Origin of the sequence: Maricaulis sp., from assembly GCF_048268525.1 — a bacterium.
Taxonomy (GTDB): domain Bacteria; phylum Pseudomonadota; class Alphaproteobacteria; order Caulobacterales; family Maricaulaceae; genus Maricaulis.
The window spans coordinates 16,399-36,362 of record NZ_JBLWVH010000032.1; the positions used below are offsets into that span (position 1 = coordinate 16,399).

Genomic DNA, 19,964 nt, shown 5'->3' on the forward strand with positions numbered 1-19,964 from the left:
GGGGTTCGCTCACCAACAGCCCAAGCCAATACCGGGAGATTCTGATGAAAGCCATGATCCTCAATGCCTACGGCAGCGACGCCCCCTTCCTCGCCGCCGATCTGCCCCGCCCCGAGCCCATGCCGGGCCATGTCCGGATCCGCATCGCCGCCACCAGCGTCAATACGGTCGACACGATGATCCGCGAACTCGGCCAGGATAACCTGCCCCTCGCGCCCGACCTGCCGGCCCTTCTCGGCATGGATTTCGCCGGCACGATCGAGGCGCTGGGTGACGGCGTCGACGATTTCGCCATTGGCGACGAGGTCTATGGCTGCGCTGGCGGGCTCGCCGACCTGCCCGGCGCGCTGGCCGAATTCATGCTCGCCGACGCCCGACTGATCGCCCACAAGCCGAAACGCCTGTCGATGCGCGAAGCCGCCGCCCTGCCCCTGGTCGGCATCACGGCCATGGAAGGCCTGCAACGCGCCGGGACCCGGGCCGGTCAGAGCGTGCTGGTGCATGGCGGCACTGGCGGTGTCGGCCATCTCGCCGTCCAGATCGCCCGCCATCTCGGCGCGACCGTCTCGGCCACGGGCGGCGGCGATGCCCAGCTCGACATCATCCGGAGCTATGGCGCCACGGCGATCAATTACCGCACCGAGAGCGTGGCCGACTATGTCGCCGCACAAACCGGCGGCACCGGTTTCGACGTGGTGTTCGACACGGTCGGCGGCGCCAACATGACAAACTCCTTCGAGGCCGCCGCCCTGAACGGCCAGGTCGCCTCGACCGTCTCCCTGCTCGAGCTCGATCTCTCCCCGGTGCATTTCAAGGGATTGTCCCTGCATGTCGTCTTCATGCTCATCCCGATGCTGCATGATGTCGGACGCGAGACCCATGGCGCCATCCTCACCGAGCTGGCCCGCCTGGTCGATGCCGGCGCCGTCACCCCGCTGCTCGACGACACACGCTTCACCCTCGACCAGGTCGGCGACGCCCATGCCCGCCTGACCAGCGGCCAGGCCATCGGCAAGGTCGTCATCGACATCGCCTGAGCGCAGCGATGGATATTGAAAACGAGAAAAGCCGCCCCTGTCCGGGGGCGGCTTTTTTCTTCGCGGACAGTCTGAGAAAAAATGGTACCGCCTTCCCGGATCGAACGGGAGACCTCTAGATCCACAATCTAGCGCTCTAACCTACTGAGCTAAGGCGGCACACCTTGTCACGGCTTGTGGTTGGCAGCGAGACTGCGAACCTTGGCGTGAGGCGCGGGAAACTAGCCTCCCCGCCCCGCGCTGGCAAGCACCCCGTCAAGGCTTTTGCAGAGACCTCTGCAGCCGCCCTGATGGTGGTGATCAGGCGGCGTAACCGCGCGCCTGGATATGGGCCCGCATCGCCGCAACGCGGTTGTCGTCGGACGGGTGGGTCGAGGCGAACTCGGCCGAGTTGTGGTCGTTCATGGCCGACATGCCGACCCAGAAATCAACCGCCTGGCGCGGGTCATAGCCGGACCCGACCATGAAATCGACGCCGAGGCGGTCGGCCTCATACTCGTGTTCGCGGCTGTAAGGCAGGATCACGCCATAGGTGACGCCCATGCCCAGCGCGGCACCGATATCATCACTGTATTGGGCATAATTGCTGCCCGACGAGCCGATGGCACTGGCCAGCAGGCTGACGCCCATCTGCGCCGCCATCTGCTGGCTGGCGCGTTCGGCCGAGTGGCGACCGGCGACATGTCCGACCTCGTGCCCCATCACGGTGGCGAGGTGATCGTCAGTGTCCATGATGTCGAGAATGCCCTTGTAGAAACCGACCTTGCCATTGGGCAGGACCCAGGCATTGACGGTATCGCTGTCAAACACCACGAATTCCCAGTCCAGATGCGTCTGGCCGGATGCCGCGACGACGCGGTCACCGACGCGCTGCAGGCGGCGTTGATAGGACGGGTCGCGCAGCACGCGCTCGCGCTGCAGGCTGTCCTGCCAGGCCTGGGAGGACAGATGCGCCAGCTGATTGTCGGACACCAGCATCAGCTGGCTGCGACCCAGCGCGGCATTGTCGGCACATCCGGCGACGAAGGGCAGCACGCTGCCGGCTGCAAGACCCATGATCATTTCGCGGCGACGGACCAGATCGGTCGGTGGTTTGCTGGACATGACATTTCCCCCCTTTGGTGATGTCGCAATCAACGTTAACCTAACCCAGAGTGATTTTCGCGTCTCGCCCGGAAAACGACAAGGGCGACTGCCAGCCTGTTTTATCAGCCATTTCGGAGCTTCCCCCCATGAAACGCCTCGGTCTCGCCCTCGGTCTGATAATTGTCCTTTTCGTAGCCGCCGCCCTGATCCTGCCCTCGGTCATCCCGACTTCGACCTATCGCGAGCCGGTCGAGACAGCGGCCCGCGACGCGCTCAACCGGGAGGTCTCGCTGGGCGGGGACATCGCGCTACAGATTTTCCCGCAATTGCAGATCCGCGCCAGCGATGTGTCGATCGCCAATGCCGACGGATTTGGCGAGGAGGCCTTCGCCGAGATGCGCGAGATGCGGGTCGGCGTCCGCCTGATCCCGCTCCTCAGCCGCCGGGTCGAGATCACCGAATTCGTGCTGGTCGAGCCGACCATCCGCCTGGCGCAGAACCGGCGCGGCAATAACTGGACCTTCACAGCACCGGACGGCGGTGAAGCAGCTCCGGCCCCGGCAGCGGGCGGCGGTTTCGTGCGCGGTGACGGCGCCCTGCCGATCGAGGCCAGTTTCGGCGATGTGCGGATCGAGAACGGCGCACTCCATTTCACCGATGGCAGCGACACCCGCTCGATCACCGGCCTGGACCTCAATGTCGCCCTGCCCTCGCTGGACACGGAAACCCGCCTCACTGGCGCGCTCAACGCCGATGGCGAGAGCCTGAGCTTCACCGCCAATATCGGCTCGATCCGCGATTTCTTCGAGGGACGCGAGACACCGGTCACGCTGGGTCTCGGCGGCAATCTGGCCCGGTTGAGCTTTGATGGCCGCATCCTGGCTGGCGAGGCCGTCGCCTATGAGGGCGAGATCGACGCCAACATCCCGTCGCTCCGGGCACTGGCCGCCTTTGCCGGCTCCCCCCTGCCCGCAGGCGACAATCTGGAAGCCTTCCGCACGGTCGGGACCCTGCGCGGCACCCCCGGCGAACTGGCACTTCAGGCCCGCACGCTGAGCCTGGACGCCATCAGCGGCGCCGCCGACCTGACCGTCAACCTGACCGGCGACCGGCCGCGTCTGACAGGCGGGCTGGAACTGGCCGAACTTGACGTGAACCCCTACCTCCCCGCTGTTGCGGAAACCCAGCAACCAACTTCATCCGGCGGCATCCCGCCCTGGAGCGAGGCGCCGATCGACCTGGCCGGCCTCGGCATCGTCGATGCCGATCTGAGACTCACCGTCGGCCGTCTGCAATTCCAGGCGATCGAGGTCACCGATGCGCGCTTGCGGGCGCGGCTGACCAATAGCCGTCTGGAAGTCATGCTCGAAAATATCGGCCTCTATGAGGGCCAGGGCAGCGCTACCATCGTCGCCAACAATCGCGGTCGCCGGCCAAGTTTCTCCCTGGTCGCCGGGCTGGACGGACTCGATGCCGGTCCCTTCCTGGAAGCGGCTGCCGGTTTTGACAAACTGCTGGGCACCGGGGACCTGTCACTGGAACTAGCCGCTGCCGGCGATTCGCAGGCCGCCATCATGAATTCTCTGGATGGTTCGGGTGACTTCAGCTTCGCCGACGGTGCCATTGTCGGCATCAATGTCGCGGAGACCATTCGCAATGTCAGCCGGCTCGTGTCTGGCGGTGACACCGAGAGCGAGGATGACGACGCCGCCCGTACCGGCGAGCAGCAGACCACCGATTTCTCGTCGCTGACCGGCAGCTTCTCGATCGTCGACGGGCAAATCGCCCAGCGCGACCTGCTGATGCTGTCGCCTTTGCTGCGCATCGAAGGCGCCGGCTCGGTCAATCTGCCGGCCCAGTCGCTCGACTATCGCCTGCGCCCGCGCGCCGTCGCCTCCATCGAGGGTCAGGGCGGCAATCGCGACCTGCAGGGCATCACCGTGCCAATTCGCCTGCGCGGCGGGTTCAACAATGTCTCGGTCGGGGTCGACACCGAAGCCGTCGGCCAGGCCCTGCTTCAGGGGGCGCTCAACAATGCGCTGGGCAGCGACGACGCGACCAGCCCGCGCGATGCCCTGCGCGATGGCCTGCTCAACGCGATCGGCCTCAGCGACGAGAGTGATGATGAACCGGTCGACGGCGAAACGACCGAGTCCCGCCCGGATCCGGCCGAGCAATTCTTGCGCGGCCTGCTCAACCAGCGCCGCGGTCAGGATGAAGACCAGGATGAGCCGCCCACCGACGATCCACAATGACCACCAGGATGAACGCAAGATGACGCGGCCGTGCGGACAGGGTTCACCGACCGTGTGCGAGGGTCCGGTCAGATACTGCCAAGACACTCGAGGGAGACGGAGATGAACATGAAACGTTTGGGACAGGCCGCCATCGGCCTCTTGCTCACCGGACTGGCCGGGCAGGCCGCCGCACAGTCGATCATCCTCTATGAGCACAGCGGTTTTCGCGGCCGGGAAGTCCGGGTGAACGGGGATGTCCGCAATCTTGATTCGGTCCGCTTCAATGATCGGGCCTCATCCTTCCGCGTCGTCTCCGGCGAGTGGGAGCTGTGTCAGCACGACGATTACAACGGTACCTGCGAGCTGCACAGCTCGGATCAGGCCAGCATGGGCCGGATGAATGACCAGCTGACCTCCCTGCGCCCTGTCGTGGCCGGTCGCCCGGGCCGTCCCGGTGGTCGCGAACCGTCTTTGACCTTCTTCTCCGGTCCGAACTATTCAGGCCGGTCGGTCACGATCACGTCTAGCGTGACCAATTTCCAGCGGATCAATTTCAACGACCAGGCGCGGTCGGTTCGCCATTCGGGCCGCGGCACCTGGATTGCCTGCGAAGACGCGAATTTCGAGGGTTCCTGCATGGAGATCTCAGGCGACCTCGCCAATATCGGCGGCGGTATGGGAGCCCGGATCAGCTCGGCCGAGCCTGACTATGCCGGCCGCCCGCAGCGTCCCGGCCGTGGCGGTGGCAATGTTCCCCGTTCCGGCGTGTTCCTGTTTGACGGAGCTGCCTTCAACGGCCAGCGCGTGGTTGTTGATACCGACATCAGCAATCTGACCCGCATGGGCTTCAATGATCGTGCCGAAAGCCTGATCGTCGCCCGCGGGGAGACCTGGATCGTCTGTGATGATGAAGGCTTCACCGACAGCTGCCAGCGCGTCCAGGGCGAGGTGTCGGACCTGTCCCGCCTCGGGCTGCGCAACCGCATCACCTCCCTGCGCCGCGTCGACGACAGCTGGGGCGAACCGGGCGGCGGCTATCCCGGACCGGGCGGACCGCGGGCTGATATCCGTGGCGGCACGCGTGGCGTGAACAGCCTCTTCTTCGCCCGGCCCGAGATCAATGGGTATGCGGTGGACCGGTGCCTCGGCACATACGGCAATCGCTGTGACCAGGATGCAGCCGACCAGATGTGCCAGGCCGTCGGCATGCGTCGCGCATCGCATTACTCCGTTGACCGGTACAGCCGGACCCGGACCTGGTTCATTGGTCAGGACCGGGCGTGCAGCTCGGGACAATGCGCGCCACTCGTCGACGTGCTCTGCACCGAGTAGCCGCAACCTGGCCCGCACGAATGCGCCGCCCCTGCACCGGGGGCGGCGTTTTTCATGCGCGCATTTCAGCATTCTGGCGAAGATGGTGTTGGGTGTCGGGCCAATATGGCGTATATTAGTTTCAGATGTAACTAATATACGCCCCCCGATAATCGGAGCTCCAACATGCCTGTGAATGATCCCATTGTTGCCGAGCAGGAACCGGCGACCGACTTCACCATTGATCAGAAGTGGGATCGCTACACGACGGAAGAACACGCCATCTGGACAACCTTGTATGAGCGCCAGATGGGCGTTCTGAAAGGGCGCGCGGCTCCGGAGCACTTCGCGGGCCTCGACATGCTGAATCTCAATGATGGTGGCATACCGGACTTCCGGCGCGTCAATGAAAAGCTCGAGAAACTGACGGGTTGGACCGTTGTGACAGTGCCCGGCCTGATCCCGGAAAAGGACTTCTACGAGCACCTGGCCAATCGCCGCTTCGTATCGGGTCGCTTCATCCGGGATGGCGAGAAGCTGGACTATCTGCCCGAGCCGGACATTTTCCATGATGTGTTCGGGCACGTGCCGCTGCTGACCCAGCCGGTATTCGCGGACTATATGCAGGCCTATGGCAAGGGCGGGCTGCGATCGCTGGAGTTCGACGCCATCAAGCACATGGCACGTCTCTATTGGTACACGGTGGAATTCGGCCTGATCAACACGCCGGAGGGCCGACGGATCTATGGCGCCGGCATCGTCTCATCCCGCACGGAATCGATTTTCAGCCTGGAGGCGAAATCGCCCAACCGGCTCCATTTCGATCTCGAACGGATCATGCAGACCGACTATCGCTATGACGACTTCCAGCAGAGCTATTTCGTGATCGACAGCTATGACGAGCTGATGGAGGCGACCTATGCCGACTTCGCGCCCATCTATGAGAGCCTGCCCGGACGGCCCGAATACAAGCCGAGCGATCTGACGGAGGGAGATCGGGTCTACTCGCGCGGCTCGCAGGACTATGCACGACAGGGCGGATTGATCGGAAATGCGCAACCGGTCTGACTGTCCGGCCCCGACTAGATCAGGACTGGTGTAACCCGCCCGTCGCCGGTGTCGGCCAGTCTGATCTTGCCCGACTTCGCCAGCGCATCGACCAGTTTTGCCCGCGAAACAGGCTTGACGATATAGAAGGTCGAGCCGACCGCCCGGCACTTCTCTTCCATTTCCGGATTCCGGGCGCCCGAGTAGACACCGATGGTACCGCCGCCGAGATGGGGGCCGCTGTCACGGATGAAGGCGAGTGCGTCGCTGCCCGCCAGGCTGAGGTCGCAAAGAACCAGCACCGGTGCGCCGCCAAGCGAGCGCAAATGATCCAGCGCTTCTTCGGGGCGGGTAAAGGCCTCAAACGCGAAATCGATTCCCGCATCTTCGAGATCCGCCCTGAACAAGAAATGCTCATCCGGATCATCGTCAACAAGAATGACAGGAATGGACCGTTCGTCAGCCAATTTCGCCCTCCCCGACGAATGGAAGGCGGCAAACTATCATGAAATTTTCATTTGGATAGGCCGTTGAAGAATAGGATTATTCTACGTTGCCAAACCCTCGTCAGGCACGTTGGAATGGATAGTAACCACTACCGAGATTCAGAATGCCTGTGAGCGCGTCCAACGCCGAGCGCGCCTCGACCAACAAGGTCGGGTCGCCCAGCTCATCCGGAGCCAATCGATCACGGTAATGTGTGCAGGCCCAGGCCTTCAACTGATCGTAGAGCGCGTCGTTCATCAGGGCATTCGGGGTCACCGCCGCGAGTTCCTCCGGCGTCAGGACCACACGCAAACGCAGGCAGGCCGGCCCACCACCATTGCGCATCGATTGACGCACATCGACAAACTCCACACGGCCTATGGGCCCGTTGCCGGCGACCATCGCGGCGCAGTAAATCCGTGTGGATTCCGTTTCCTCGGTTTCCTTCGGTGCAATCAGGACCAGACGGTCCTCGCCCGGCCATTCCAGCAGCTGTGAGTTGAACAGATAGCTGGTGATGGCATCGCCAATCGGAACCTCGGCTTCGGGCACTTCCACAAAGACCGGTTCAAACAGTCCATCGGCCGCGCGCCGGATGGCATCCAGCGCATCGTCCCTGTCCTCAAAAGCCTGCTCATGAAAGAAAAGCGTCGTTCCAGTCCCGACACACACCACATCATTATGGAAGGCACCGGCATCGATCGCCGCCCGGGACTGGCGCAGGAAGACGCAGCGCTTGAGGTCCAGACCATGGGAGCGCGCGACGGCCTCACAGGCCTCGCGGGTCTGCCGCGCCGGGAAGGCACCGGCCCAGTCCTCGCCTGCCGCCCGGCCATAAACGAAAATTTCGACGCCCGGTCCGCCCTGCTCGGCACAAAGGCGGACATGGTTGGCCGCGCCCTCATCTGCAAAGTCCGCCTGCATTGGCAGGGGATCGTGGACCGAAAATCGCGCGTCATCGGCGAAGGCCCAGGACAGGCTGCGCTGTGTCTGACGCCCCTCGATGGAGCGATGCAGGGTGGTCAGCAAATTGGCGGGGGTGAAGTGGAGCCGCCCGTCGCTTGTATCGGCGGAGGGAGACACCGTTGCGGCGTTGGCCGCCCACATTGGCGATGCCGACGATGCCTTGCGGACCAGACCCGGCGCCTGCTTCCACGCAGCCTCAATGATCTGCTGGTCGGACCCGGTAAAACCCGCCCGGCGCAAAAGCGGCAGGAAGGGACGCTCGTGCGGCGGTAACAATCCCTGCACCAGGCCGGCATCGGCAAGGCGCTTCATCTTCGCCAGACCTTCGAGCACGCCTTCACGCGGAGAGGAGATCAGTCCCTCATTGCGGGCACTGGCCAGGTTTCCGTCCGACAGCCCGCCATAATTGTGGGTCGGGCCGATCAGACCGTCGAAATTCGCCTCGAGCGCCCGCATGATCAATCCACTCCCTTGATGGCCATCCGTTCAGGAGACCGCGCGGCCTGTGTGGCTACCGGATAGGCGCAATAATCGGCCGCATAATAGGCGCTCGGGCGCAGATTGCCGGACTGGCCCGGCCCGCCGAACGGCATGTTGGAGGCGGCACCACAGGTCGGGCGGTTCCAGTTGACGATTCCGGCACGGCTTTCAATCCAGAAGCGGTCCCACAGCGTTTCATCATCCGACACCAGCCCCGATGACAGGCCGTAGGCGGTATCATTGGCTGCGGCGATGGCCTCATCGAAACTGGCGACCCGGACCACCTGGATCAACGGCCCGAACACTTCCTCATCCGGCACATCGACGCCGGTCACATCGAGCAGGCCGGGACGCAGGAAAGCGTCACCCAGCTCAGTGACGCGCGTCGCTTCAAGAAGCGGGCGCGCGCCGCGACGGACCAGATCGGATTGGGCATCCAGCACACCCTGGGCCGCGTGGGCGGAGACCAGCGGGCCGATGAAGGGTTCCTCGACGGCGTCCCAACGGTCAATTGTCAGCTGCCCGGCGATGCGGATGATCTCGGCGATCACGGCCTCTCCGAATTCACCCTCGGGCAGGATCAGGCGGCGGGCGCAGGAACAGCGCTGGCCGGCGGTGATATAAGCCGAATGCACGGCGATGCGGGCAGCCGCCTCCGCATCCTGCGCTCCCCAGACGACAAGCGGGTTATTGCCGCCCATTTCAAGCGCCAGCTGGATGCCCGTCCGGCCGGCAAATTTCTCATGGATGAACTTGCCCGTACCCCAGGACCCGGTGAACAGGACGCCGTCAAGCTGCGCATTGTCCAGCGCGGCCGCTCCGGTTTCGCGGGCGCCCTGCACGAGATTCATGACACCGGCCGGCAGTCCGGCGGCCTCCCAGGCCTTCATCATCGCCTCACCGACACCCGGAGTAATCTCAGACGGCTTGAAGACGATCACATTGCCGGCGATCAGAGCCGGAACAATGTGGCCATTGGGCAGGTGTCCGGGGAAATTATACGGTCCCAGCACGAACATGACGCCCAGCGGTTTGTGGGCCAGGCGGGCATATCCAAAAGCGGTCTCGCTCTCATGGCCCGAAGTGCGCTCGGCATTGGCCTTCACCGAAATATCGATCTTGCCGATCATTGCACCGACCTCGCCCAGGCCTTCCCAGCGCGGCTTTCCGGTCTCGCAGGAGATAAGCTCGGCCAGATCCGCCTTGCGCGCTTCCATTTCGGACTTGAAACGCTCGACGATCGCGATCCGCTCGCTGAGCGGGCGCCGCGCCCAGGCTGGGAACGCCGCCCGCGCTGCCGCAAAGGCCGTATCCACATCGTCAGGACCGGCAGCCTTGCCGGACCACAAAAGACTGTCGTCAGCCGGATTGTGGGACTTGATTTCAGCGCCGCTACCGTCGCGCCACTCACCGTTGATGAAATTCATGTTCCTATCCTTTGTGTCGCCAGAAGCGGGCGCGATCGCCTTCACGCAGATCGAGCGCCTGCATCGTGTCATAGGAGACTCCGACAATATCGCCGTCGTCGACAACCTGGGCCTGGCAGGTCCGGAAGTCGTCGAACCGGTCGGTCGAGAGAATCCCGGTCGCGCCACCGGACGTGGTCGCCGACCTGACGGTTACTTCCCGGCTCTCTCGCAGCGTGCGGATGTTCTCGGTCCAGTTCGAGACCAGAGGGCCACCATCAAAGACGTCAACATAGCGGTCATAATGGAAGCCCTCCCATTTCAGGAGATTGTAAGCGCCCTCACCGTCCTTGTGGACTTTGCCGATCACGGCCCGGGCAGGCTCGGGCAGAAGATCGACATAAATCAGATGCTGCGGCCCCAAATCGAGAATGAACTGGTTGTCCGTCGCCGCGGACAGACGGTCGGCATCGTCGAAATCCATGCGGAAGAAGGGGCGTGACACATGATCAAAGAAGGGTGACGAGCCGTCCTCGTGGACCACACCGCGCAACTCGGCGAGCACCTTCTCGCCGAACCGCTGAGGGCCGGCAGCGATCAGCATGTAGCGGGATTGGGCAACCAGCCGGCCGGCGCCACTGCCACGCCCGGCTTCCGAGACAAACAGGGTGCCGACTTCGGAAGCGCCCGCAAAGTCATTGACCAGCAGCATCGCGTCCATATCAAAGCGCCGATCCGCCTCGATAGAGTGCTGGGCCAGGGTCATGATCTTGAAATCCCAATAGGGTTTCGACACACCGACCATCGCCTTGACCGCTGAGCAACCCACGATCCGCCCACTCTCCGTGTCCTCCAGCATCAGCTGGTAGGTATCCTCGGTCTGTTTCACTCCAGGGCTGGAAAAGGCGGATTCCGACTTTGCGAGCCGCTCTTCGAGAACCTCTGGCGGTACGGCCAGTGACGTGAAACCGGTGCCCGCTTCGTCTGCCAGACGGACCAGCGCATCCAGATCCGTCTTTCGTGCCGCTCGTACGATCAGCATGCCTTCTCCCCGATCAATCCTGTAGGCCGGCCTTCGCCAGCGCGCGCGCTTCCCGCGCGTCAAATTGGCCCTGCGCAAATTTCATCAGCAAAATCGCCGAGAGTTTGGCGCGCTCGGCAAAACTGGACAGTTTGACGATCTCGCGATCCGAGTGGATGTCGGCGCCGCGGACACCCAGCGTGTCGACATTCGGGCAACCGGCGGCCCACAGATTATTGCCCTCACAGACACCGCCCGTATCCTGCCAGCGAATGTCGAGACCCAGCGCCGTACCGGCTGCACGCGTCCATTCGAACATTTTGGCATTGGCCGGCGACATGGGCTTGGGCGGTCGCGTGAAACCGCCATGCAGCTCGGCATCGATGCCGTCACGGACCCGGATTTCATCGACCAGGCGTTCCAGCTCGGCTTCGACCCAGACCCGGTCATTCTCGGTTTTGACCCGCACATTGAAACGCACCACGGCGTTGTCGGGGACAACATTGGGAGGACCACCGCCATCAATACGGGCCAGATTGAACGTCACATCCGGACGCTTGCCGTTGAGATCGTCCAGCCCGAAGCCGAATTGACAGGCGGCCGCCAGCGCATTGCGACCGAGATGATGTTCACGCCCGGCATGAGCGGCCCGGCCCGACACTTTCAAGGACCAATTGCCCGAGCCCTTGCGCGCGCCGGCCAGCGAACCATCGGCCAGCGCCGGCTCATAGGTCATGCCGATATCAGCGCCCGCGCCCAGCTCGGCGAGGACCGGACCGGAGCCCAAGGATCCGATTTCTTCATCCGGACTGATCAGGACATCAATCCCGATCTCGTCCTTCCAAGGCGATCGCTCCAGACCGAGAATACCGTGCAGCATCACCAGGATGCCGCCCTTCATGTCAGCAACCCCGGGACCGTTGAGCGTGTCATCATCCCAGAGCTCGGTTGTCTGAAAATGACTGTCCTTCGGAAACACCGTGTCGTGATGTCCGGTCATGACGATGCGGATCGGAGCCTGGGGCCGGATCCGGCAATGGAATGCCGGCGTGAAGGCCTGTTCGCGCACCGTGCCGTCCGGGTCGACAACGGTCGTCGGCGGCAGCTCGATCGCGCTGATCTCGCCGCCGGTCGCCGCGAAGGCAGATTCCAGTTCGGCCCGCATGGCTTCGAGGCCATCGGCATTGCGACTGCCGGAGTTTATGGCAGACCAGGCCTTCACGGTCTCGATCATGCCGTCAGCCCGCGTATCGATCCAATCGAGTACGGCGCGCTCTTCCGGATTGAGGTCCAGCTTGTTTTGCATGAGCCAGTGATAGCCGTTTAAACCGGGCCGTCCACCCCAGCCGGCAGGTTGCGCCGGCCGGGGTGCATGGTGGCGTTATCAGGCGTGTTGCAGAGCCTGGTCGAGGTCGGCGATCAGATCGTCGGGGTTCTCGATGCCGACGGAAATGCGGACCAGCCCGTCCGAGAAACCCTGGCGCTTGCGCAGCTCCGGATCGACACCGCGATGGGTGGTCGAGCCCGGGTGGCAGATCAGGGTTTCCGTGCCACCAAGGCTGACGGCGAGCTTCATCACCTGCAGCGCGTTGAGCATGCGGAAGGCGGCTTTCTCGTCGGCCAGATCAAAGGCAAAGGTCGAACCGGCGCTGGTCGACTGGGCATGGAAGATGTCGCCATCGCGCGTGCCCTTCTCCATGAAGCCGAGATAGCGCACCCGGCCGACCTTGGGATGGTCGCGCAGGTATTCGGCGACCTTGCGGGCGCCGAGCGCGGCTGCTTCCATCCGGATCTTCACGGTTTCCAGCGAGCGCAGCAGCATCCAGCAGGTATGTGCATCCAGATTGGTGCCCAGGTATCCGCGCAGGCCTCGGATAAGCGCCATCGCCTCGGAAGAACCGGACGCCGAGCCGGCGATCAGGTCGGAATGTCCACCGATATATTTGGTCAGCGAGTAGATGACGACGTCGGCACCAAGCGCCAGCGGCGCTTGGCCAACCGGGCCGAGGAAAGTATTGTCGACCACGATCCAGGGACGCTTGCCCTGCTTGTCGCGGATGATGTCGGCGATACGGCGGCAGGCGGCCAGGTCAACCAGGTCATTGGTCGGATTGGTCGGCGTTTCGGTATAGATGACGGACACTTCGCCCTTGGCCATCGCCGCCTCGGCGGCCGCCTGCAGTTCGTCTTCGCGGGCGCCGGCGAAGAAGTCGACCGACTGGATGCCGTAATTGGGCAGGAATTTTCGGATCAGGCTTTCCGTTCCACCATAGAGCGGGGTCGATTGCAGGATCACCGAGCCGGCATGCGCGAGGCCCATCAGCGTGGTCGAGATCGCAGCCATGCCGGACGAGAAGACAGCCGCTTCATCAGCACCGTCATAGAGTGCCAGACGGTCTTCCAGTACTTCCATGTTCGGGTTGTTGAACCGCGAATACATCAGGCCGGCGGACTCCGGATCGCCCTCTTCTGCCTGACCCAGCGTGACACGGAAAAAGGCGGCGCCGTCTTCAGCCGTCGCAAAGGCAAAAGTGGAAGTCAGGAAGATCGGCGGCTTGATCGACATCTCGGAGAGCTTGGGATCGTAGCCATAGCTCATCATCTGGGTCTCAGGGCTCAATGTGTGCCCGCCAACTTCACGCTTGCGATAGGGTTTGTCCGGCTTGCTCATAACTCTTCTCCCGACGCCTCGCTGCCTTGTTGCTGCAAAGGGTTTGAGCCGGTTTGAACCGCGCGGTCGAGCGGGTCAAGCCTGTCCTCAGCGCAGCGGGAAATCAGCCCAATCATGCCCGTGAACCAGCAAAAGCGCGCACGAAAATTCCAATGCCGGCATCAGGACAAAAAAATGCGGCCCGGTGACAAACACCGGGCCGCATCTTGTTCAGCGATCGCTCGAAATTAATCGAGGACGATAACCACTTCCGTACGACGGTTCAGCGGCTCGCGGACACCATCGGCGGTCGCAACGGCGTTGCGGGTCTCACCAAAGGCTTCCATCGAGATCGTGCTGGCCGGGACGCCGAGGCGAACCAGTTCTTCACGAACAACGCGGGCACGGCGCTCGGACAGGCCCACATTGTAGGACGCTGCACCGGAACGGTCCGTGAAGCCGGCGACGGTCACGCGAGTGACGCCACAAGAGCCACGCTGGTTCGAAGCCTGCGCGATGACCGCACGAGCCTGAGCGGTGAGCGTGGAGCTGTCCCATTCGAAGTAAACCGGGAAGCTGACATCGTCACACACCGGCGGAGGCGGCGGAGGCGGAGGCGGCGGAGGCGGCGGCGGAGGCGGCGGGGGCGGAGGCGGCGGCGGAGGCGGCGGAGGCGGCGGCGGAGCTGCGAAGGAATAACGCAGACCAACCCACAGCTCGTGGCCACCCAGGCCATCAACACTCACGCCCGGCGCGTAATCAGAGCTGCCGGTGGAGAAGTAGCGATACTCGGTGTCCAGGGTCAGACGCTGGGTCAGATCCCAACCAACACCGGCCATGACCTGCCAAGCGAACGGATTGTCGCTGTCCTGGGCCACAACATAGTCAGCCGGAGTCGGATTCAGCGGAATCGTTCCTGCGGACCAACCAGCCAGAGTGCCGCTTGTCTCGGCGAGACCGAGGCCAAGGCCGACATACGGGTGGTAGGAGCCATCCGGATTGAAGTCGAAGATAGCGTTGGCCATCAGCGCCCAGATCTGGAAGTCGCTTTGGCTGTTTTCAAAGCCGCCGACAGCACCGGTATCATTGTAACGGTGAGCCAGTTCGCCTTCGAGACGGAAGCCGTCCATCCATTCGTAGCCGAGGGCAACCGCTTCGCGGAAATTGCCTTCGCCCTGAATGTCGCCATTCAGGGAGCCCGAGACATCAGTGTCACCCGGGCCACCGTAACCGACAGCGCCACGCACGTACCAGCCTTCGTCAGCGAACGCGGGTCCCGCTGCCAGGAAGGCCCCGACGGCGACCGCCGTAAAAAGCCGTTTCTTCATCATTCCCCCTCCGGGAGCAGCGCTCCCTTGGTGTGACTGACCGTCTTCGACCGAATGTCGAACACGAGGAACCCTGCCCGTTCGAGCGTTTCCTATCAATTCCACTACTACAATTAGATCGCGAGCGCTACTCCGGACGGTGGCAAATCAAGTATTTGATGCAAAAAATAGCGCCCGTTGCAGAGGAGCCACACCCGGCCCGCACCCGGCTCGCCATGCACGCCTATAAAGGCTTCAATTCAAAGATTTAGAATCCCAATGCCCACCACCGGTCATGCCGACTCCGAGGTCAGGACTGTAGCAAGTTTGCATCTGGGGCCGGGAGCGGCGACCCGGTCAGTCAAAACTGACCGCAACCGCGCCGGAAAGCGGGCGAAATGAATCCGGAAGCGGTGGTGACTGGGAATCAAGGGCTGCGAGGTACGCGTCGATGACCCGATTGTCGCGACGATAGAGGTCATTGAGGTAACGCACCCGGCCATCATCATCTCCGACCACCGTCCAGTAGGCGATATGGACCGGAATCCGGTCGTCCAGCCAGACCACCGTGGGAGAGCTGCCAGCCGCCACTGCATCGATACGGGCCCGGTCCCAGCCATCCTGCCCCTCAAGCACCCATTCGGCGAGCGCCAGCGGATCCTGTACCCGTATACATCCGGCAGAGAAATCACGCCGGGTGCGCACGAACTGGTCACGCTCGGTCGTGTCATGGATGTAGACATTGTACCTGTTGGGAAAAATGAACTTCACCTCGCCCATCGGATTGGTCGCCCCGGGCGGCTGTGACATGCGATAGGGCCAGTCTCCTCCCCACCGGCTCCAGTCGATCTCATAAACAGAAATCGCCTCACCGCCCCGATTGTAGATGCGAAACCCCAGCTCCCGGGCCAGTGACGGATTGCGGCGGAAGGACTGGAAGCGCGGGCGCGCCGACCCGGCCGGCAGCCCCCACCAGGGGTTGAGCACTATATACTGCATGTCCTCGGAAAATTCGGGCGTCGAGCTGGCCTGGCGTCCCACCATCACCTCGTGCTCGCGGGCGAGTTCGCCATCCTCCCAGGCCTCAAGCCTGAAATCAGCAAGATTGACCCAGATGTGACGCCGCCCGAGATCGCGGGTACGCCAGCGGCGCTGCTCGAGATTGGCCATCAACTGCCCGACCCGGCGATCGGGCGGCAGGTTCAGCTGGCGCAGGGTCGCCTGATCCATGCGACCCGAGGGCGCAAGATTGGCGCGCCCCTGATAGCGCCGGACCGCCGTCTCCAGCCGGAGATCATAGGCGTCGCCTTCCTGCCAGTTTCCGTCCAGCAGGCCTTCCGCCGTCAAGCGTGTTCGCAACTGGTCAACGCGAGGGCCCCGGTCACCGGTGCTGAGCGACGGGCCGGTCTGCACCCCAGGCCAGATCGGCGTCACGGCCAGCACCCGCATCATTTCGGAGCGCAGCGCGTCATAATCACGGACCGTCGGCGCGCTGTCATCGATCGCCCGGGCCGCATCGCCAGCCTCGAATGCCCACCGAAGCCGCCGCACAAGCAACGCGGCGTCATCGTCCAGCAAGACGCGTGGCTCATGCGTTTCCGGGTCGATCAGCCCGAACTCCAGCCAGCCGGCAAAACGCAGATAAGCAAGCCCTGCCAGTCGGTTGAGTTCCGCTTCCGGGCCCTGCCCGTCAAGGATGGCGGTCGCGTGGGCGTCGAGATCGGGAAGGCCATGGCTGGGTGCGTCGAACAGGCGGATTGCGATCGCTTCGCGATGCTCGGCGGTCCAACCCGTGATCCGGTCAGCCCAGCGCTCCAGGTCGGCGACCGGAAGGGCCGGCGGCTCGTCCGGAACAATCGGGACCACCGGTTCGGCTTCGCGGGTGGCATCCGCCTGCGGCCCGGTCTCGACAGGCTGGGCCACCGACACCGCAGTGCAGGTCAGCACGAGCGACAGGCCGGCCGCCAGACATGATGTCATGCTGCGTTGAATCACGAGGCGCCCCTGTTCTGCCCGTTATCACGTTAACCAATTTGCCTGCGGCATGTAACCCGTGGCCCGGGGTTGGTCGAGGGGAATTCGGCCCGGTTCAGTCGGGCTCTCCCGCCGGTCGCCGGTCTTCCGGATCCCCGACATCCTCCACCATGAGTTCCTCCAGCGTCGTAACGCGTGACCGCGCCTTATCCATGTAGGCCTCATTGTCGAAGACGTCAGTTTCAGCGTCCCAGACCTCGAACAATTGCTGCAGGCTCTCCTCGTCATGACGGGCGAAGGCCTCGCTTTTGCGTCGGGCGCGATCCGGGCTTTCACCAAGGACTTCCAGCGACTGCCGGGCGGCATCAAGGGACGATCCGAACATTTCCCGGATGGCCAGGTCAGCGCCTGCAGCCCGCAATTGATAGACATGCTCCCGGCTGGCGGCACGAGCGATCACATAGACTTGCGGGTAACGTTGCTTGACGTGATGGACCAGCTCGACCGCCCGCTCACGATTGTCGGTGCAGACAACCAGCAGCTTGGCGCGCGCAATGCCCGCCGCTTCCAGCAGGCCGGGACGCATCGCATTGCCGTAATAAACCTGGATGCCGAACTTGCGCAGCCCGTCGATATGTTCGGCGGAATTGTCCAGAACCACCGGCTTGTAACCATCCATCACCAGCATGCGCTGGATGATCTGCCCGAACCGGCCCATCCCGGCGATGATGACGGGCGCCTCTTCCTCGATCAGATCCTCCTCGCGCTCGGGCGAGGCGGAACGGCGTACGCGCGGCGAGACCCAGCGCTCGAAAACGATCATGATCAAGGGCGTCGCCATCATCGACAGGGCGACGACCAGGCCGGCAACACCGGCAATCTCGGGCGGAATGACATCAACACCGCTGGCGAAGGCCAGAAGGACAAAGCCGAACTCGCCGCTCTGGGCCAGTGAGAAGGTGAACAGCCAACGCGCGCGCCCCTCCATCCGGAAAACGAAGGCCAGCCCCAGCAGGATCAGCCCCTTCACCCCGATCAGGGCCAGGGTCAGCCCGATGATCAGGCCCGGATGCTCGCCCAGCAGGGAAAATTCCATACTGGCGCCGACAGTCACAAAGAAGACGCCCAGCAACAGCCCCTTGAACGGATCCAGATCGCTGACCAGCTCGTGCCGGTATTCGCTCTCGGCCAGCAGGACACCGGCCAGGAAAGTCCCCAACGCCGGCGACAGGCCGACCGCGCTCATCAGGACCGCGATGCCGATCACCAGGAACAGCGCCGCCGACAGGAACAGCTCGTGCTGACCGGTACGCGCAATGATGCGGAAGGCCGGACGGGTCAGATATCGGCCGCCCAGCACAATGGCGCCGACCACGCCCAGCGTGACCAGGCCCTGCCCCCAGGCCGGCAGGTGGGAGAATGGCGTACTCTCGGCGCCATGGCCGGTGACCTCGGTGGCATGGCCGGCCACATCCGGAAGGGCCAGAAACGGCATCAGGGCGAGCATCGGGATCACCGCAATGTCCTGGAACAGGAGGACAGAGAAAGCCGATTGGCCGCCTTCAGTCCGCAACCATCCCTTCTCGCCCAGCGTCTGCAGGACAATGGCGGTCGATGAGAGCGCGAAAATCAGACCGAGCGCGATAGCCAGCCGCCAGTCGAGACCGATCACCAGACAGAAGGCGGCAACCGCCGCCGTGGTCACGGCGACCTGCAAGCCGCCCAGCCCGAACAATCGGACCCGCAAATCCCACAGCACACGCGGCTGGAGCTCGAGCCCGACCAGGAAGAGCATCATCACGACGCCGAATTCGGCGAAATGCTGGACATTCTCCGGATTGGACCCGACCAGCTCCAGCAAGGGCGCGATCGCCACGCCGGCCAGAAGATAGCCCAGCACCGACCCCAGCCCCAGCCGATGGGCGACCGGGACAGCGATCAGGCCGGCGCCCAGATAGATCGCTGCCTGCAAGAGTAGAGAGTCCATGGCGCCCACCGAATCAGGGCCGGGCCGAATGCCCCGCCTTGATCAGCATAACGCGACCAGGCGAGGCGACCAGTCGATTGTTGCGATGCAATGCAAAACGCCGATCGTCGGATAGCTCCCGGTCCTCAGCAGTCGAGTGCGCTGTCGAAGGACGGGTCCAGGACCGGCTGTCGCCGTGTGATACCCGCGGCGATACCGCACCGCATGGCATCATCAATCCGCGTATCGCCGGCCAGCGCCTCGGCAATCACCTCCGGGCTCTCGAGCCGTTCGAAAACCGCCGTCCCACCATCCTCAGGCGTGTCAAAGCGCAACGCAGCGCCGGCATTATTCCAGCGTGGCCAGCCCGGACCGGTACCGGCGCCATCGCCCGGCTGACCGGTCTCCGCGAAGGCGGCCCAATAGGCGCCCATAGCGTCGGCAATCGCAGCGCGTCCGTCGGCATTGCCATAGGTAAACAGGACCCGATCGAATGAGCCAAACAGTTCGAAATGATTGAAGACGAAAGGAATTTCCATCGCGTGTGCAGCGCCCAGCAGCTCGCCGGTATTGGTCATCAGCACCGAACCGCCCTCGTCCCAGTCAAAGCGATAGCTCCACAGATCGTCGCGCCCATGGGCCGCCAGCCGGTCCAGCAGGCCGTCGACCGCGTTGTAGCGCCAGATACGGCTGGGATATTCGACGGCGGCCTCATAGGTGTCGCGGTCACGCAGCCAGAGCAGCGGCCCAAGCCGCCGCGTCAGACGCGGATCAAACACCGTATAAAGCTTCATCTCGTCGCGATTGGTGCCGGAGATCAAAGGCACCGGCGCGAAGCCGTCCGGGTCTTCGGCGGCGGCCAGAATGCCGCCCTCGCGCAGTGTCACCCCGTCCTCGATCATGCGTGGCAGGGAGGTCAGCTCGCCGTCCTCGTCGCGATAGGGCGCGTAGACCTCGGCCAGCGAGGCCGCGCGCAGGGCCGCGCCGTCG

The 19,964-nt window shown here is 63.6% G+C and carries 14 protein-coding genes, 1 tRNA gene and 1 pseudogene; 4 read left to right on the plus strand and 12 right to left on the minus strand.

Translation table 11 applies throughout. From position 1 onward, the window contains the following. Positions 1-44 precede the first annotated feature (44 nt). Entirely contained in the window at positions 45-1,037 is a 993-nt protein-coding gene (locus ACN0X9_RS13915) for a zinc-dependent alcohol dehydrogenase family protein (protein ID WP_417488169.1), read from the plus strand. An 82-nt stretch (positions 1,038-1,119) separates the two neighbouring features. Here the strand turns inward: ACN0X9_RS13915 and ACN0X9_RS13920 are convergent. Then, a tRNA-His gene (locus ACN0X9_RS13920) sits at positions 1,120-1,196 on the minus strand. 141 nt (positions 1,197-1,337) lie between these two features. After that, positions 1,338-2,141: a M48 family metallopeptidase gene (locus ACN0X9_RS13925; RefSeq protein ID WP_417488170.1), complete on the minus strand. Its 804-nt coding sequence runs from the start codon at positions 2,139-2,141 to the stop codon at positions 1,338-1,340. Positions 2,142-2,269: 128 nt separating this feature from the next. On the opposite strand from ACN0X9_RS13925, the gene ACN0X9_RS13930 reads away from it, so the two are divergent. The 3 genes from ACN0X9_RS13930 (at position 2,270) to phhA (ending at position 6,739) form a co-directional block, all read left to right on the plus strand. Then, positions 2,270-4,378, plus strand: coding sequence for an AsmA family protein (locus tag ACN0X9_RS13930; RefSeq protein WP_417488171.1), 2,109 nt, complete (start codon positions 2,270-2,272; stop codon positions 4,376-4,378). A 108-nt stretch (positions 4,379-4,486) separates the two neighbouring features. Then, a complete protein-coding gene (locus ACN0X9_RS13935; protein ID WP_417488172.1) occupies positions 4,487-5,692 on the plus strand; it encodes a beta/gamma crystallin-related protein in 1,206 nt (401 codons plus the stop codon). Between the two features lie 165 nt (positions 5,693-5,857). Continuing rightward, positions 5,858-6,739, plus strand: coding sequence for a phenylalanine 4-monooxygenase (phhA, locus tag ACN0X9_RS13940; RefSeq protein ID WP_417488173.1), 882 nt, complete (start codon positions 5,858-5,860; stop codon positions 6,737-6,739). 14 nt (positions 6,740-6,753) lie between these two features. Here the strand turns inward: phhA and ACN0X9_RS13945 are convergent, their stop codons facing one another. The 10 genes and pseudogenes from ACN0X9_RS13945 to ACN0X9_RS13990 form a co-directional block, all read right to left on the minus strand. After that, on the minus strand, positions 6,754-7,185 hold the full coding sequence (locus ACN0X9_RS13945; protein WP_417488174.1) for a response regulator: 432 nt from the start codon (positions 7,183-7,185) through the stop codon (positions 6,754-6,756). 100 nt (positions 7,186-7,285) lie between these two features. Continuing rightward, positions 7,286-8,629, minus strand: coding sequence for an N-succinylarginine dihydrolase (gene astB / locus ACN0X9_RS13950; RefSeq protein WP_417488183.1), 1,344 nt, complete (start codon positions 8,627-8,629; stop codon positions 7,286-7,288). Then, positions 8,629-10,077 (minus strand): succinylglutamate-semialdehyde dehydrogenase, encoded by a 1,449-nt coding sequence (gene astD / locus ACN0X9_RS13955; protein ID WP_417488175.1) that lies wholly within the window; start codon positions 10,075-10,077, stop codon positions 8,629-8,631. Before astD ends, astB begins: the two co-directional genes overlap by 1 nt. Positions 10,078-10,081: 4 nt before the next feature. After that, positions 10,082-11,098, minus strand: coding sequence for an arginine N-succinyltransferase (locus ACN0X9_RS13960; protein ID WP_417488176.1), 1,017 nt, complete (start codon positions 11,096-11,098; stop codon positions 10,082-10,084). Between the two features lie 13 nt (positions 11,099-11,111). Continuing rightward, the gene (locus ACN0X9_RS13965) at positions 11,112-12,383 is read right to left on the minus strand and encodes a hydrolase (protein ID WP_417488177.1); all 1,272 of its coding nucleotides are present in this window, start codon (positions 12,381-12,383) and stop codon (positions 11,112-11,114) included. A 78-nt stretch (positions 12,384-12,461) separates the two neighbouring features. Then, positions 12,462-13,748 (minus strand): cystathionine gamma-synthase family protein, encoded by a 1,287-nt coding sequence (locus ACN0X9_RS13970; protein WP_417488178.1) that lies wholly within the window; start codon positions 13,746-13,748, stop codon positions 12,462-12,464. Positions 13,749-13,975: 227 nt separating this feature from the next. Next, positions 13,976-15,058 (minus strand): OmpA family protein, encoded by a 1,083-nt coding sequence (locus tag ACN0X9_RS13975; protein ID WP_417488179.1) that lies wholly within the window; start codon positions 15,056-15,058, stop codon positions 13,976-13,978. A 333-nt stretch (positions 15,059-15,391) separates the two neighbouring features. Next, positions 15,392-17,014: a L,D-transpeptidase family protein gene (locus ACN0X9_RS13980; RefSeq protein ID WP_417488180.1), complete on the minus strand. Its 1,623-nt coding sequence runs from the start codon at positions 17,012-17,014 to the stop codon at positions 15,392-15,394. Positions 17,015-17,123: 109 nt separating this feature from the next. Next, positions 17,124-18,995 (minus strand): monovalent cation:proton antiporter-2 (CPA2) family protein, encoded by a 1,872-nt coding sequence (locus ACN0X9_RS13985; protein ID WP_417488181.1) that lies wholly within the window; start codon positions 18,993-18,995, stop codon positions 17,124-17,126. Between the two features lie 125 nt (positions 18,996-19,120). Then, positions 19,121-19,964: pseudogene (locus ACN0X9_RS13990) on the minus strand (hypothetical protein); the annotation flags it as partial.

Coding starts and splice junctions, on each gene's coding strand:
- ACN0X9_RS13915 (WP_417488169.1), top strand. CDS start 45: ATGAAAGCCATGATCCTCAATGCCTACGGCAGCGACGCCCCCTTCCTC.
- ACN0X9_RS13960 (WP_417488176.1), bottom strand. CDS start 11,098: ATGCTGATCGTACGAGCGGCACGAAAGACGGATCTGGATGCGCTGGTC.
- ACN0X9_RS13965 (WP_417488177.1), bottom strand. CDS start 12,383: ATGCAAAACAAGCTGGACCTCAATCCGGAAGAGCGCGCCGTACTCGAT.
- astD (WP_417488175.1), bottom strand. CDS start 10,077: ATGAATTTCATCAACGGTGAGTGGCGCGACGGTAGCGGCGCTGAAATC.
- ACN0X9_RS13925 (WP_417488170.1), bottom strand. CDS start 2,141: ATGTCCAGCAAACCACCGACCGATCTGGTCCGTCGCCGCGAAATGATC.
- ACN0X9_RS13985 (WP_417488181.1), bottom strand. CDS start 18,995: ATGGACTCTCTACTCTTGCAGGCAGCGATCTATCTGGGCGCCGGCCTG.
- ACN0X9_RS13930 (WP_417488171.1), top strand. CDS start 2,270: ATGAAACGCCTCGGTCTCGCCCTCGGTCTGATAATTGTCCTTTTCGTA.
- ACN0X9_RS13975 (WP_417488179.1), bottom strand. CDS start 15,058: ATGATGAAGAAACGGCTTTTTACGGCGGTCGCCGTCGGGGCCTTCCTG.
- ACN0X9_RS13935 (WP_417488172.1), top strand. CDS start 4,487: ATGAAACGTTTGGGACAGGCCGCCATCGGCCTCTTGCTCACCGGACTG.
- ACN0X9_RS13980 (WP_417488180.1), bottom strand. CDS start 17,014: ATGACATCATGTCTGGCGGCCGGCCTGTCGCTCGTGCTGACCTGCACT.
- ACN0X9_RS13970 (WP_417488178.1), bottom strand. CDS start 13,748: ATGAGCAAGCCGGACAAACCCTATCGCAAGCGTGAAGTTGGCGGGCAC.
- phhA (WP_417488173.1), top strand. CDS start 5,858: ATGCCTGTGAATGATCCCATTGTTGCCGAGCAGGAACCGGCGACCGAC.